Annotated in this window: 11 protein-coding genes, 1 tRNA gene and 2 pseudogenes; 4 read left to right on the top strand and 10 right to left on the bottom strand. The window is 67.3% G+C overall.

What is annotated here, in order from left to right:
* Window positions 1–96: 96 nt before the first annotated feature.
* The 5 genes from BMZ47_RS26130 to BMZ47_RS26150 all read right to left on the bottom strand — a co-directional run bounded on the left by BMZ47_RS26130 (window position 97) and on the right by BMZ47_RS26150 (window position 5,790).
* Window positions 97–1,536, bottom strand: a complete 1,440-nt coding sequence (locus BMZ47_RS26130; protein ID WP_091865150.1) for an IS1182 family transposase — start codon at window positions 1,534–1,536, stop codon at window positions 97–99.
* A 71-nt stretch (window positions 1,537–1,607) separates the two neighbouring features.
* The gene (locus BMZ47_RS26135; protein ID WP_091865151.1) at window positions 1,608–2,609 is read right to left on the bottom strand and encodes a helix-turn-helix domain-containing protein; all 1,002 of its coding nucleotides are present in this window, start codon (window positions 2,607–2,609) and stop codon (window positions 1,608–1,610) included.
* A 373-nt stretch (window positions 2,610–2,982) separates the two neighbouring features.
* Window positions 2,983–3,255, bottom strand: coding sequence for an acyltransferase (locus BMZ47_RS29355; protein WP_425285080.1), 273 nt, complete (start codon window positions 3,253–3,255; stop codon window positions 2,983–2,985).
* Window positions 3,256–3,627: 372 nt separating this feature from the next.
* Entirely contained in the window at window positions 3,628–4,338 is a 711-nt protein-coding gene (locus tag BMZ47_RS26145; RefSeq protein ID WP_007559253.1) for a Crp/Fnr family transcriptional regulator, read from the bottom strand.
* A 270-nt stretch (window positions 4,339–4,608) separates the two neighbouring features.
* Complete coding sequence (locus BMZ47_RS26150) at window positions 4,609–5,790, bottom strand: YihY/virulence factor BrkB family protein (protein ID WP_007559255.1); 1,182 nt, start codon at window positions 5,788–5,790, stop codon at window positions 4,609–4,611.
* 273 nt (window positions 5,791–6,063) lie between these two features.
* Between BMZ47_RS26150 and BMZ47_RS26155 the strand changes: the two genes are divergently transcribed.
* Window positions 6,064–6,801, top strand: a complete 738-nt coding sequence (locus tag BMZ47_RS26155; RefSeq protein WP_007559256.1) for a sigma-70 family RNA polymerase sigma factor — start codon at window positions 6,064–6,066, stop codon at window positions 6,799–6,801.
* Window positions 6,802–7,008: 207 nt separating this feature from the next.
* Here the strand turns inward: BMZ47_RS26155 and BMZ47_RS26160 are convergent, their stop codons facing one another.
* From BMZ47_RS26160 to BMZ47_RS26170, 3 genes are all read right to left on the bottom strand, one after another.
* Complete coding sequence (locus BMZ47_RS26160) at window positions 7,009–7,248, bottom strand: hypothetical protein (RefSeq protein WP_091865155.1); 240 nt, start codon at window positions 7,246–7,248, stop codon at window positions 7,009–7,011.
* 78 nt (window positions 7,249–7,326) lie between these two features.
* A complete protein-coding gene (locus tag BMZ47_RS26165) occupies window positions 7,327–7,656 on the bottom strand; it encodes a hypothetical protein (RefSeq protein WP_091865206.1) in 330 nt (109 codons plus the stop codon).
* Window positions 7,657–7,714: 58 nt separating this feature from the next.
* The gene (locus tag BMZ47_RS26170; RefSeq protein WP_091865157.1) at window positions 7,715–8,272 is read right to left on the bottom strand and encodes a metallophosphoesterase; all 558 of its coding nucleotides are present in this window, start codon (window positions 8,270–8,272) and stop codon (window positions 7,715–7,717) included.
* Between the two features lie 190 nt (window positions 8,273–8,462).
* On the opposite strand from BMZ47_RS26170, the gene BMZ47_RS26175 reads away from it, so the two are divergent.
* Both BMZ47_RS26175 and BMZ47_RS26180 read left to right on the top strand, forming a co-directional pair.
* Window positions 8,463–9,128 carry a DNA-3-methyladenine glycosylase family protein gene (locus BMZ47_RS26175; protein WP_091865159.1) on the top strand — a complete coding sequence of 222 codons (666 nt, stop codon included), beginning with the start codon at window positions 8,463–8,465 and terminating at the stop codon, window positions 9,126–9,128.
* 38 nt (window positions 9,129–9,166) lie between these two features.
* A tRNA-Ile gene (locus tag BMZ47_RS26180) sits at window positions 9,167–9,239 on the top strand.
* Window positions 9,240–9,524: 285 nt separating this feature from the next.
* Here BMZ47_RS26180 and BMZ47_RS26185 read toward each other — a convergent pair.
* Window positions 9,525–9,919, bottom strand: a pseudogene (locus tag BMZ47_RS26185) (transposase); the annotation flags it as partial.
* A gap of 123 nt (window positions 9,920–10,042) precedes the next feature.
* On the opposite strand from BMZ47_RS26185, the pseudogene BMZ47_RS26190 reads away from it, so the two are divergent.
* Window positions 10,043–11,045: pseudogene (locus tag BMZ47_RS26190) on the top strand (IS110 family RNA-guided transposase).
* Between the two features lie 719 nt (window positions 11,046–11,764).
* Here BMZ47_RS26190 and BMZ47_RS26200 read toward each other — a convergent pair.
* The gene (locus BMZ47_RS26200) at window positions 11,765–12,268 is read right to left on the bottom strand and encodes a sulfotransferase domain-containing protein (protein ID WP_091865163.1); all 504 of its coding nucleotides are present in this window, start codon (window positions 12,266–12,268) and stop codon (window positions 11,765–11,767) included.
* Window positions 12,269–12,398: the final 130 nt, after the last annotated feature.

Raw genomic sequence — 12,398 nt, forward strand, 5'->3', positions numbered from 1 at the left:
AGGGCGTCTGCTTTCGACCGAGGCCGTGTCAAAACGCATTTAACATGGCCGCCAGCGTCGATCGGCAGGATGATGACGACGGCGCGGCGCGCTGCTTCAGGCTCGAATGGCCTGGATGAGCCGGGTTGCGCCGAACAAGCGGATCATCCGTTTCAGGTTGTAGGCGAGGATTGCGAGGCTCATCTCGGTTCTCACGCCTTTCAGGCCCTTCGTCAGGAAGGGCGTGCTGCCCATCCAAGCTTTCAGCGTCCCGAAGACGTGCTCGACCGTGGCGCGCCGTACCGCCATGGCGTCCGGCATGGCATCGAGCCGCCTCTGCATGGCCTCCAGCACCGCCTCGTGCTTCCAGCGCTTGAAGCGTTTGAACTTCTCGGTCGTGCAGCGCGCTCGCATCGCGCAGGCCTGGCAGGCGTCCAGGTTGCGGTAGTGATGGATGTCACCGTGTCGATCGGAGCGCGCGTTAGACTTCGTCAGCACAGCGCCGGCGGGACAGACGTAGTGATCGGCCGCGGCGGCGTAGACGTAGTCGGCGCGCACGAAGAGCCCCTTCTTGGCTCGACCCGACGTGTCGGCCCGCGGCATGGCCGGTAGGATGCCCGTGCCTTCGCAGGCCAGAACCTCGTCGCCGCTGTAGTAGCCGCGATCGGCCAGGACCACGATCTCCCCCGCGTCGATGGCCTGCTTGGCCCGATCACCCATCGGCACGAGCTGGGTGCGGTCGTGGCCCTCGTTGACGACCTCATGGGCGACGACGAGATGATGCTTGGGATCGACCGCAATCTGGACGTTGTAGCCGACGATGCCGGTGCCACGCCCGCTCGTCGCCATCGAGCGGGCGTCCGGGTCGGTCAATGAGACCTGTCCGTCGTCCGCGGTCTCGACCTGCGCCTGCATCTCGCGCAGGAAAGCCATCTGTCGGCGCAGGGCGGCGATCTTCTCATCGATGCGCTGCGTGCGTGCCTCGGGGACGTCGCTGCCCTCCCTGTCCGCCCGATCGAGCGCTGCGAGGTAGCGGGCGATGCTGGCCTCCACTTGTTCCAGGCGCTTGGCGACCTTGGCCACGGTGTAGTTGCGGTCCCGGTTATTGACCGCCTTGAACTTTGACCCATCCAAGGCGACGGTCGCCCCGGCGAAGAGCTGCAGATCCCGGCACAGCACCACAAACTGCCGACAGGCCGCCTGGATCGCAGGCCCGTTGTCGCGCCTGAAGTTAGCGATCGTCTTGTGATCGGGAGCCAAGCGACCGGTCAGCCACATCACCTCGATGTTGCGCTGTGCCTCACGCTCAAGTCGCCGGCTCGACGGCACTCGGTTGAGATAGCCATAGAGGTAGAGCTTCAGAAGCGTGGCCGGATCATAAGCAGGCCGCCCGGTCGCTGCGGGCTCGAAGCGGGTGAATCCGAGAGCGCCTAGATCGAGTTCGTCGATGAAGACCTCGATCACCCGAACCGGATTGTCGGCGGTGACATAGTCGTCCAGAGAACTGGGCAGCAACCAGGACTGCCTACGGTCCTGCCCTTCGACAAACCGACCCATGCTGGCCTCCGCAGATGAGGCCGCGAGTTTATCTCAGAAGGGACTTTTGACACAGCCTCGACCCAACCCGGTCACTCAGCTGACAAGGTAGGTAGCCCGAAAGCGGACGCGACCGGTTGCACGTCCTGCCTGCGCGCCTGACGGTAATCACGGGGGCTTAAGTCGTAGCGGTCCTTGAAGCGGCGGGCGAAATGCGCCTGGCTGCTGAAGCCGCAGCCGTAAGCCAGCATGCCAATCGACAGGTGCGCAGAGGCCGGATCGCTCAGGCGCTTGGCTGCCGTCTCCAGGCGCCGTCCCCAGATGTAGTTGGAGATGTGCCGGCCGCGCTCGTGGAACAGTTCCTGCAGCCGGCGCAGCGACACGCCGACCGCGGCGGCGAGCAGGGGCGGGTCGAGGCCTGGATCGCCGAGGTTGGCCTCGACATAGGCCTTGGCGCGCTGGACCGTGGCGTTGCCATGAACGGAGCGCGGCACCTCCTGCGCCATCCGTTCGGCGAGGCTGGCCACGATGAGGTCGATGCCGATCGACGCCATGCGCTCGGCCCCGTCTGGCGTGAGGTTTCGACTGACCTGCATCAACTCGGTCAGGAAGCCCGTCGCCAAGGCGGTGCTACCGAGGTCTGAACCGATCGTCAGCCCGCTGTAGAGGTGGGCTGGGCCGAGGAAAGACTCCAGTCGCTCACGGGGTAAGTGGAGAGTGAGCATCTGGCTGCCCGAACTGTACTCCTGTGCAGCCGGACTGGAATCGAGCACCATCAGATCGCCAGGACGTTGCACCGAGGTCTTGTCGGATTGACCAGTCTTTGCGACCCCCGCGAGCCGGAGGAATATTCCGAGGGCGTTTTCCTGGCCGTGGCGCCGGACTAGATTGGGCGTCGCCTCAGCCCGCAACGCACTGTGCGAGGTGCGTATCGCTTCGATCGAGCCGATCTTGGCAAATTCCAGCTTACCGTCGAATGGATCGTCGGTTAGGCGCTTTAACTCGGTTGGCACGCGCATCTCGGACATCGCATCGCGCCAGCTCTTGAATTTATTGCTTGGGTGTAAGCCCTCCGTTGAAAACAGCGTCTTCATGTGCTCAATTATATACAGCGATATTGTGTTATTCAAAATGCCCGCATCTGCATGAAAAGCGCGCGCGATACTAATTTATGATAGAAATTGTTTTGTGTCAAAATCCAACAACCGGCAACTTAAGATATATTCTGCGGCTGTTTCACGGCGTAGGAACGTTCTTGATGATCGATAAGGTTTAAACAGGAACTTTGGAATAATTAAGCGACGGCCATGGCGGCTTAAATCTGTAATGGAGACGTCCTCACATTGGCCGGCGGGCCGTAATTGAGCACGGGACGAGGTCCGTTTTCATGCTCTCGTGTTCAAAACCGGAACGGCAGAAATCCACCCTTCTCAGACATCACAAGGCCATGCTGAGTGACTTCAAACCCTAATCGATCAGCCGTCTAATCATCTTCGCCGGAACGCCGCCGACCAATATTCCCGGCTCCACATCCCGGGTCACGACTGATCCGGCAGCAACTATAGATTGCTCCCCGATCGTGACGCCGCACAAGATGAGGGCACCGGCCCCGATCCAGACGCCGTCGCGCACGCAAATATCCTTATGAAACGTCAGCCTCGTTTCCTCTGTTCGCTCGTGAAACCCCTCGACGACGAGCGTGTGGGTCGATGTTTCGAAGCTTACCCGGGGACCGATCATGCACCGATTGCCGATCTCGATCCGTGAGTCCCGGCATGCAAATCGGACCTCGGAATTGACGAACGTCTGATATCCTATCGTAAGCCCTCGGACGGTCTCGGTGCTGAAACTCTGCTCGAACACGAGGGGACTTGAAATATGCGATCGTGTCCCGACCCGAACGCCGATATGACGCAACAACGCCCGCCGTACGCCGTTGAAGGCGTAGAAGTTCGGACATCTATTGTATATGATCAGAACAAAATAGCTATATAATCGCCATAAATGGAGCGCGTTCAACGTATCCACCTATCGCCAGCCCCTAATTAGGCCGGGCCCAATTCAGTATTATCCCGATTCTCGCATCCCGGGCAAGCGCGTCGCGGGCGGGGATCAGGCCAGGTGCAGGTAGGCCGGGTCGAACAGGCCGCGCTTCATCAGCCCGTCGAGGTCGTGGATCGTCAGGCGCCGGCCGCGCAGGGCGATCAGGCCGGCGCCGCGCAGCGCCTTCAGGGTGCGGTTGATGTGAACGCTGGTCTGGCCCAGGGCGTCGGCGAGGTCGGGCTGGGTCACCGGCATCGGGATCGTGTTCCCGTCCGCGAGGCCGACGCGGGCCAGCCGCAGGTACAGCTCGCAGAACAGGTGCGCGAGCCGCTCGATCGCCGTGCGGCGCCCGACGCTGGCGATCCATTCCCGCTGGAGCGCGGTGGTGTCGCGCATCTCCAGCCACAGGCATTCCTCGAGCGCCGGCCGGGCCCGGACCGCCGCGCCGATCTGGTCCGGCGCGATGCGGGCGACCGTCACCGATGTGAGCGCCCCGATGGCGTGGTCCATGCGCGCCCGGCGGGTGACGCCGGGGTCGCACAGGTCGCCGGGCAGGAGCAGCGAGACGATCGCGCGCCGCCCGTCGGGAAACTGCCGGTACCGGCAGGCCCAGCCGTCGAGGATGAGGTGGGTGTGGTACGGGTCGTCGTGCTGGCCGACGATGTCCTGGCGCGGCGCGACCGGACGCACGTGCTGGCGGGCGAGCCCGTCGAGGGCCGCGCGGTCCTCGGGCGCGAGCCGGACATGCCGCTCCATCTTCCGCACGAAGGGGTTGGTCACGTCCGCCTCCGGTCAGAGGCGGCTGCGGCGATGCGGCTCCCGGCCCGGCACCGGCCGGCCACCCGGCCGAGGACCCACGCCGGCCGCATCACGCACGATCAGGCCGCCGGCCAAGGCGTGCGGCACGAAGACTAGTCTCGGCACGGGATATATCGGCTTCCGAACGTCGAAGTCTGGAGAATTTCGACGGCTTATGCCGCGACCGCGCAGCCGCGCGCTAACCTGCGTTAAGCGACCGCCCTGCCGGCCGGCGCGCGCCAGCCCATCACCTCACTCGGCGGCGGCGCCCACCGAATCGGCCATCCGGGCCTGCCGGGTGCCGAGGGGCTGGGGCTCGCCCACCGTCGTGTCCTCGGCGGTCTGATGCTCCATCTCAGCATTCAGCTGGGCACCCGCGAGCACGATCATGGTCGAGATCCAGATCCAGGTCATGAAGCCGATGGCGGCGCCGAGGGAGCCGTAAGTCTTGTTGTAGCTGCCGAAATGGGCGACGTACCAGGAGAACAGCAGCGAGGCGACGAGCCACAGCAGCGCCGCGGAGGCTCCCCCCGGGGTGACCCAGCGCCAGCGCGGCGCGTCCCGGCTCGGGCCGTAGCGGTAGAGCAGGGCGAGCCCGAGCAGGACCGCCACGAGCAGCGCCGGCCAGCGCAGCAGGGTCAGCCACCAGGCATCGGCGCCGAGCCCGACATACGACAGCACCACCGGCAGCACCACGACGGCGCCCAGCGCCAGGATCAGGAAGGCCAGCGCGCCCGCCGTGAAGGCCAGGGAGACGAGGTTGAGCACGAAGAAGTTGCGCTTCTCGCGCTCGTTATAGACGATGTTGAGCGCGTCGAAGACGTGCTTCACGCCGCCATTGGCGCTCCAGACCGACAGGACGATGCTGATCAGCAGGCTGAAGCCCAGCGCGGTGTTACCCTGCTCGTTCAGCCGCTTGACCTGGTCGCCGACGATGTCGAGCGCCCCCTGGGGCAGGATGCCCTGGAGGCTGGTGAGCTGGTCGTTGATGGTCGAGGCGTCGGCCACGAGGCCGTAGCAGGAGACCAGCGCCGCCACCGCCGGGAAGATCGCCAGGAGGGTGAAGAAGGTCACCCCCGCCGCGATCAGCGAGAGGCGGTTCTCGCCGATGTCGCGATAGGTGCGCAGCGCGATGTCCTTCCAGCCCTTGGCGGGGATCTCGGCCGGATGGCTGGCGCCCCGGCCGCGATCCGCCTCGGTCCGGGCCACCGCCTCGGCCTCGCGGCCCTCGTGCGTGGGCGACGGCTTGCGCGCCGACGAGCCCGCGAAGCCGGATTGCGCCCCCGGATCCGCCCGCCGTCCGGTCGGCGCGGCTGCCCGGCGCGGGAACGCGACCAGGCCGACGAGCGCGGTGGCGAGGGCTAGGGTCCAGACGGTCGAAGCCTGCCCCCCGGAGTCGCGGGCCGCGTTGCGGTCTGGATCGGGAGAAGCCATCGGTACGCCTCGACACGGGTTCGCGAAAAACGCCTTCGAACCGGCCCCCCACGGGTTGCCGATCCGACAGGGAACGCCGCGACGCGCAGACCGGTTCGCGGCCCGGTTGCAATCCGCCACGGTTCCGGCGCCCGGTGCCGGGGATTGCTTGTATTGGGCCGGTTTCATCTTCGGCCCGGCCTGTTCTAACCCATGTTGGGGCGTAGGCCGCTTGGGCGCGCCACAAGCGTTCTCGACGGGCGCGACCAGCCCGTTCGGCGACGCCCGGACCTTATGCCCGACATCGAAGGCCGCACCCTGCTCGATCCGTCCCACGACATCCGGCACGGCCTGCCGGAAGCGATCCGCACGCACCTCGGAACGCTGCTCGGCCTTACCTACGATCAGGTCGGCCCGGCCCCGGGGGCCACGTCGGATCGCTTCGCCGACCTGCTGGCGCGCCTCGACGCCGCGCTCACCCGAGGCGACGACGCGCGCGACGCGGCGTTCCGCGCCGGCCTGCTGAAGGTGGTGCCGGCCCTGCACCGCTTCGCGGTGTCGCTGACCCGCGACCCGGCCGCGGCCGACGACCTCGTTCAGGACACGCTGCTGCGCGGCTGGCGCGGGCGCGCCGGCTTCACCCCCGGGTCGAACCTGGAAGCGTGGCTGTTCACGATCCTGCGCAACGTGTTCTACAGCCAGCACCGCAAGCACGGCCGCGAGATCCCCGACACCGACGGCAGCTATGCCGAACGGCTGACCAGCGTGCCGGAGCAGGGCGGCCATCTCGACCTGCAGGACGTGCGCGCCGCCCTCGACCGGCTCGCGCCGGTGATGCGCGAGGCGCTGGTCCTCGTGGCGATCGAGAACCTCAGCTACGAGGAGGCCGCCGCCGTCATGAAGTGCCAGATCGGCACCGTGAAGAGCCGGGTCTGGCGCGCCCGGGAGCAGCTCGCCCGGATGCTCGGCTATACCGGGGCCGAGATCGGCAGCGATGGGGTGATGCTGTCGGTGACCGGGACCTCCGCCTGACGGAGGCCGGAGGATTTCCACCGCCGAATACCCCTATCCGCAGCGCTTCCCTCTGTATTCGCCAACAAATTTGACTTAAGTGAAGGCGCCCGGGCTGATTCCTGGGCGACATAGGGCGAGTTGGGTCGATCCGTCGTCCTGGCTCAGCTCCCGTCGGTGTGACATCCCCCCGATCCACCGACGGGAGCCCCTTTCGGGGCGCGCCCGTCAGCGCGCGGCGTCGTCGCCCCGGTCCGCGTCGAGCTGCTGCAGCAGCTCCGCCAATCTGGGATCCAGCGCCTCGTCGATCACCGGATCATAGAGCGCCTGCAGCTGGCGGCCGAGCCGCATCCGCGTCTGCGCGTCGAGGACCGGAGCGCCGGCCGCGATCGGGAAGACCCGCAGGGTGGTGGAGGCGGTCCCGGGCGCGGATCTCGGGGCGGCGCGCTGATGATCGGGCTGTGGCATGCTGCCTACATCGGCCTGGAGGGGCGCGACGGCAACCACCCGGCGCCAGGAAGTCTCAGTCTCAGGCCTCGCCCGATTCTACGCATCGTCCTCGGGCGCGAACACCTCGCCCTTCTCGGCCAGCACCGTGTCGGCCTCGTCGCGGGCCAGCACCTCCGGATCGGCCCGGCCGAGCGCCTGGGCCAGCGCCCGCTCCCAATCCGGCGGCAGCGGACGACCCTCGGCGGCCAGGAGCGCGGCGGTCCGGTCGCGCAGCCGCGCCCAGGCCTCCGTATCCAGGCCGGCGACGGCGCCGCCGAGGCCGAGCTCGGCCGCGGCGCGCGCGGCGGCGTTCGTGGCGGCGTCGGTCCAGGCGGACGGGGCAGGGGTGTCTGTCGCGGCGGGTTCGGTCGTGCCGTGTTCGGTCATGGCGGCCTCGCGCGGGGTCTCGGGTCCGCCATCGGACATAGGGCTCGCGCGCCGGAGGTCAGCGCAGCCCGTGGCGGGCGATCTCCTCCGGCACCAGCTCGGCCGCGTCCTGGCGCGCCAGGATGGCGTCGAGGCCGACCGGGCGGTCGTCCCAGGCGTCGACGCCGACATCGCAGGAGCGGCTGGTATCGGGTAGCCAGCCATGGCTGTGCCCGTAGAGATGGCGGGTCTCCCGCCACAGGCCGGGCCAGGCCCGGTGCGCGTAGTGCGACAGGAACAGGCGGTGCTCCCGGCCCTGCGCGTCCGGCACCGAGATCCGGGCGCTGTCGACGGGCGGCTCCGCCCAGGGCAGGTCGAGGACGCGGTTCGAATCGTGGTTGCCGCGAACCAGGCGCTTGATGCCGTTGAGTTCGGCAAACAGCTCCGCGCAGCGGGCGCGGCTCGCCCCCGCAGCGAAGTCGCCGAGATGCCAGACCGCGTCGTCGGGCCCGACCACGGCGTTCCAGCCGGCGACCAGGGCGGCGTCATGCGCCTCGAGGCTGCCGTAGCGCGCCTGACGGTGGCGGAGGATGTGCGGGTCGCCGAAATGCGTGTCCGCGGTGAAGAAGATCGCCATGCCGTGAGATGTCGCCGTTCAAGCCCGTCACCGCATCCGGCGCCGAGGCGAGGTGGATCGGGGCCGGCGCCGAGCAAGCCCGGCGCGGCATCGTGCCCGCAACCGGCGGGGATCGCGACCGACGCACCCGCGGAGCCCCGAGGCCGCACCCGATTGCCCCGCGCGCGACCGGGCCTCTATCGTCGTCGCGATGCTCGATCCCACAGCCTACGCGCACCTTCTGGACGCCGCCCGCGCGCATCCGCCCCTGGAGGCCGCGATCCGGCAGGTCGGCCCGCTCCGGATCGATCCGCCGCCGCAGGCCTGCCTGGCCGACCGGCTGTTCGTCGAGGTCGTGAACCAGCAGCTCTCCACCCGGGCCGCGGCGGCGATCTGGGCCCGGATCGAGGCCGCCGCGGCGGCGGCCGGTTCGAGCCCGCGCGGGCTGTTCGAGACCGGCGACCCGGCGCTGCTGCGGGCCTGCGGCATCTCGGGCAACAAGGTCCGCGCCCTCCAGGCGATCGTCGCCGCCGAGGCGGCGGGCCTGCTCGGCCCCGACCTCGCCCACCGGCCACATGCGGAGCGCGCCGCGATCCTGTGCGGCATCCGGGGCGTCGGCCCCTGGACCGCCGACATGGTCGGCATCTTCCATTTCCACGATCCGGACATCTGGCCCGAGGGCGACGTGGCGGCGGTGGGCTGCCTGCGCCGGCTCACCGGCGGCACCGACACGCGCAGCCTCGCGGCCCCCTTCGCGCCCTATCGCTCGATCCTCGCCCGCTACCTGTGGCGCATCAAGGACGCTGCCCCGGCCGAGCCCCCGACCCGCCCCGCACCCCGCCCCCGGCGCCCCCGCCCCGCGACGAAATCCGGGTGACGGACGCCCCCCGATCGGCTATCCGTTCCGCGGGCGCAGGGCCTGTAGCTCAATGGTTAGAGCCGACCGCTCATAACGGTCTGGTTGCAGGTTCGAGTCCTGCCGGGCCCACCGCCTGTTTTGCGGGGTGTTGGTCCCGCTCGATTTTTCCGGATTTAGCCCGCACATGACTATCGGGTGAGGAGGGGCACGATCCCTCTATAGCCAGTTTTGCCCAGTTGGCAGTCCGCGTAGAGACAGTGATTTCCTGGCCCCGTCCGACCGGCGCGTTGAGCTACCAGTCGGTCGCGCCAGCCCGTCGTGTGTCGCTCAGATCATCCCGCCGCAGAGCTTAGGCACAAAACGCATGCGACGCCACATGATTCAGGTAACGGGAGACCCTAGGTAGGGTACCATTCAAGCCCCTGCGCTGACACAGGAAACGAGCGCGACTGCGGCGAGATCGTTGCCGGCCAAGCGGTCGTGTTGGGTCGCGGCGCGGCGCCGGTTTTTGATGTGGCCGAACAGGCGCTCGATCTGATTGCGCCGTCGGTAGGCGATCCGGCTGTGCTTGTCGGGCACCGTCCGGGCGGCCGTGGACGGGATGAGGGCGATCACCCGGTGGCTCTTGAGCCAATCCCTCAAGCTCCGCGCGTCGTAGGCCTTGTCGGCGATCAGACGCTTGGGCGGCGCAGCAGAGGCAGCGCCACGGTGATGTCGGCCACGTTGCCGGGTGTCAGGGCGAACGCAACCGGTCGGCCACGACCATCGGCCAGGCCATGGATTTTGCTCGTGAACCCGCCGCGCGTCCTTCGACAGGCTCAGGTTGAGGCGGCTGATGGCTTGGCTCCAGCCCCGTTTATGGATGGCCCGCCCCTCACCGTGCTGCGCGGCTAGGATTGCAGTGTGGCTCACAGGGGAGATGGAGCGGACCGATGGCCATCCCGGTACTGGGGATCGATCTTGGCAAGAACAGCTGCAGCCTTGTCGGGCAGGATGCGACCGGTCGGGTCGTCCTGCGACGCCGGATGCGGCGCGAGACGGTGATCACCCTCGGTGCGACGCTTCCGGCCTGCGTCATCGCCATAGAGGCGTGCTGTGGCGCGCATCACATGGGCCGGGTGCTGGCCGCTCAAGGCCACACCGTCCGGCTGATGTCGCCAGAATATGTGCGGCCCTACGTCAAGGCACAGGACAACGACGCGCGCGACGCCGAGGCGATCGCGGAGGCCGCGGCGCGTCCGACCATGCGGTTCGTCGCGCTGAAGTCGGAGGCGCAGCTCGACAGGCAGACCCTGCACCGCCCTGATGAACCAGATCCGAGCCGTCCTTCTGGAGCGCGGTCACATCGTCCCGCAGGGACGCGCCAAGCTCGCAGCCAGCTTGGAAAGTCTGCTCGATACCAAGGCGGTCTCAGACCTCAGGCCACGGATGCGTAGCTTGGTGGCGGACGTGCGTGAACGCTGGCAGTCCCTCGACGGGCGCATCGCAGCACTCGACGCAGAGTTTGCCGAACAGGCTCGGACCGACGAGAGCGCTCGCCGGCTCACCACCATCCCGGGCATCGGCGCACTCAACGCGACGGCGCTGGTCGCGGCTATCGGTATCGGTCACGTGGCCACCTTCGCGCGCGGGCGTGATCTGGCAGCCTGGCTCGGCCTCGTGCCGCGGCAGGTCACGACCGGCGGACGGCCCAAACGCGTCGGCATCACCAAGCGCGGCAGCAAGCACCTGCGCAAGATGCTGATCCAGGGTGCACGGGCCGCGATGCCGACCCTTCGCCAAAGCGATACGCGGATCGGCCAATGGCTCCGGGGCCTGCTGGCGCGGGCGCTCGCCAACACCGCCGTCGTTGCGCTGGCGGCTAAAATGGCCCGGATCGTCTGGGCGCTGCTGCGCCACGAGCGCGTCTACGAGCCGGCGGCGGTGGCTGTCTGAACCGAGCTTGGTCGGCGAAGCCTTCGCCGGCCTTCCGATGTCTGCGAGCGGTGAGAGGAAGATGGCCTAACAGTCGATCGGTGTTCTGTAAGCCTCCGGCGGAAAATGGCGCCCGACGCCGACCCCTTTATGAGGACCAGGACGCGCAGATCTCCATCTTGGCCAACGGCATCGCCGGAAGGCCGGATACGTTTCTGCAGACTGCTCGCACCAGCGGATCCAAAGCCCCTTGCGGACGGGGCGGGCCATACGTTCCAGCCTCCCCGGCTTATATCGCGGCGGGCTTTTTTTATTTCCTAGCGCCCACTGCCGGCCGATAGGCTTGATCCGACGCTGCCAGAGAGTTGGCTCGGGGTGCCGATCAGGCTCCCATTCGGGTTCGTGTCCAAGTTGACATCCGGCGACTCCAGCCCGCCGGGCGAAGGATTCGTCGATTGAGCCGGATCGAAGACCTGCCGCCCGCCGGCCAAGGGCGTCACAACGCGATCGGGTCGAATGGCCGTCTCGCAAAAACCCTGGCAGATCGGAACCGTAAGGTCCGTCTCCTGACAGATCGGCTTCATCTCGCCTCGAACGCAGGTGCAGCGGCACAGGGCCGAGGCGGGTACAGGCAGCAGAGCCAAGGAAGCGGCGAGCAGGAATAAGCGCATGTGGATCCGTCACAAAGCCCGCAGCGGGTGAAACGGCTTACCATGGCACGCGCATCGGACCTATGCCTATCAGGTCGGCTCCTCGCCAGGTTGAGATAGCTCGACGCTGTAGCCCTGCCTGGCCAGCCAATCCCCATGCTCTTCCGTCACGACGGCAACGATGTGATCGGGAAGCTGCCCCTGCCACCGTCCCGGCCTACCATCCGTGACGTGCCCCTGGTGGATCAGCGTCTTCGGGTTATGGCCACGGTCGTTAACGCCGTCCGCCTTCGACGGGATGGCATCGACGATGCCGCGTAGCTCGTCAGCCGACAGATCGATGCCAAGCGTCTGGGCGATGCGCCGAACCGAACCGACCGGGTCGCTAACCATGTCCTCGTATGCGATATCCAGGTCGGCGCGCGTGCTCCACATATCATGCTGCCTGCGCGCGACCCGGCCGAAATCGAGTAGGACCGCATCGTTCGGGGCCCATCCCATGCTCTGCCCGGACACAATGATGTCGCGAATATCCCGATGCGACAGCAGGACTTTATCTGCCGGAGTGTCGGGCTCGAAGTCATGCATTTTCATGACCACGGCATCGACCTCGCCCTGAGTGCTGATATCGCTATGCCAACCAGCTCTCACATCCTTGTAGGCGTGGGCAACGACGAGACGTGTGGCATTGTAAAGCCACGTACTCCCCGATCTCGGAATCCCA

Source organism: Methylobacterium brachiatum, from assembly GCF_900113845.1.
In the GTDB taxonomy this organism is placed as follows: Bacteria; Pseudomonadota; Alphaproteobacteria; order Rhizobiales; family Beijerinckiaceae; genus Methylobacterium; species Methylobacterium brachiatum.

Bases quoted from the DNA above. Each gene is read 5' to 3' on its own strand.
- BMZ47_RS26165 (WP_091865206.1), bottom strand. From the start codon at position 7,656: ATGACCGAACACGGCACGACCGAACCCGCCGCGACAGACACCCCTGCC.
- BMZ47_RS26160 (WP_091865155.1), bottom strand. From the start codon at position 7,248: ATGCCACAGCCCGATCATCAGCGCGCCGCCCCGAGATCCGCGCCCGGG.
- BMZ47_RS26175 (WP_091865159.1), top strand. From the start codon at position 8,463: ATGCTCGATCCCACAGCCTACGCGCACCTTCTGGACGCCGCCCGCGCG.
- BMZ47_RS26170 (WP_091865157.1), bottom strand. From the start codon at position 8,272: ATGGCGATCTTCTTCACCGCGGACACGCATTTCGGCGACCCGCACATC.
- BMZ47_RS29355 (WP_425285080.1), bottom strand. From the start codon at position 3,255: ATGATCGGTCCCCGGGTAAGCTTCGAAACATCGACCCACACGCTCGTC.
- BMZ47_RS26135 (WP_091865151.1), bottom strand. From the start codon at position 2,609: ATGAAGACGCTGTTTTCAACGGAGGGCTTACACCCAAGCAATAAATTC.
- BMZ47_RS26200 (WP_091865163.1), bottom strand. From the start codon at position 12,268: ATGAAAATGCATGACTTCGAGCCCGACACTCCGGCAGATAAAGTCCTG.
- BMZ47_RS26150 (WP_007559255.1), bottom strand. From the start codon at position 5,790: ATGGCTTCTCCCGATCCAGACCGCAACGCGGCCCGCGACTCCGGGGGG.
- BMZ47_RS26130 (WP_091865150.1), bottom strand. From the start codon at position 1,536: ATGGGTCGGTTTGTCGAAGGGCAGGACCGTAGGCAGTCCTGGTTGCTG.
- BMZ47_RS26155 (WP_007559256.1), top strand. From the start codon at position 6,064: ATGCCCGACATCGAAGGCCGCACCCTGCTCGATCCGTCCCACGACATC.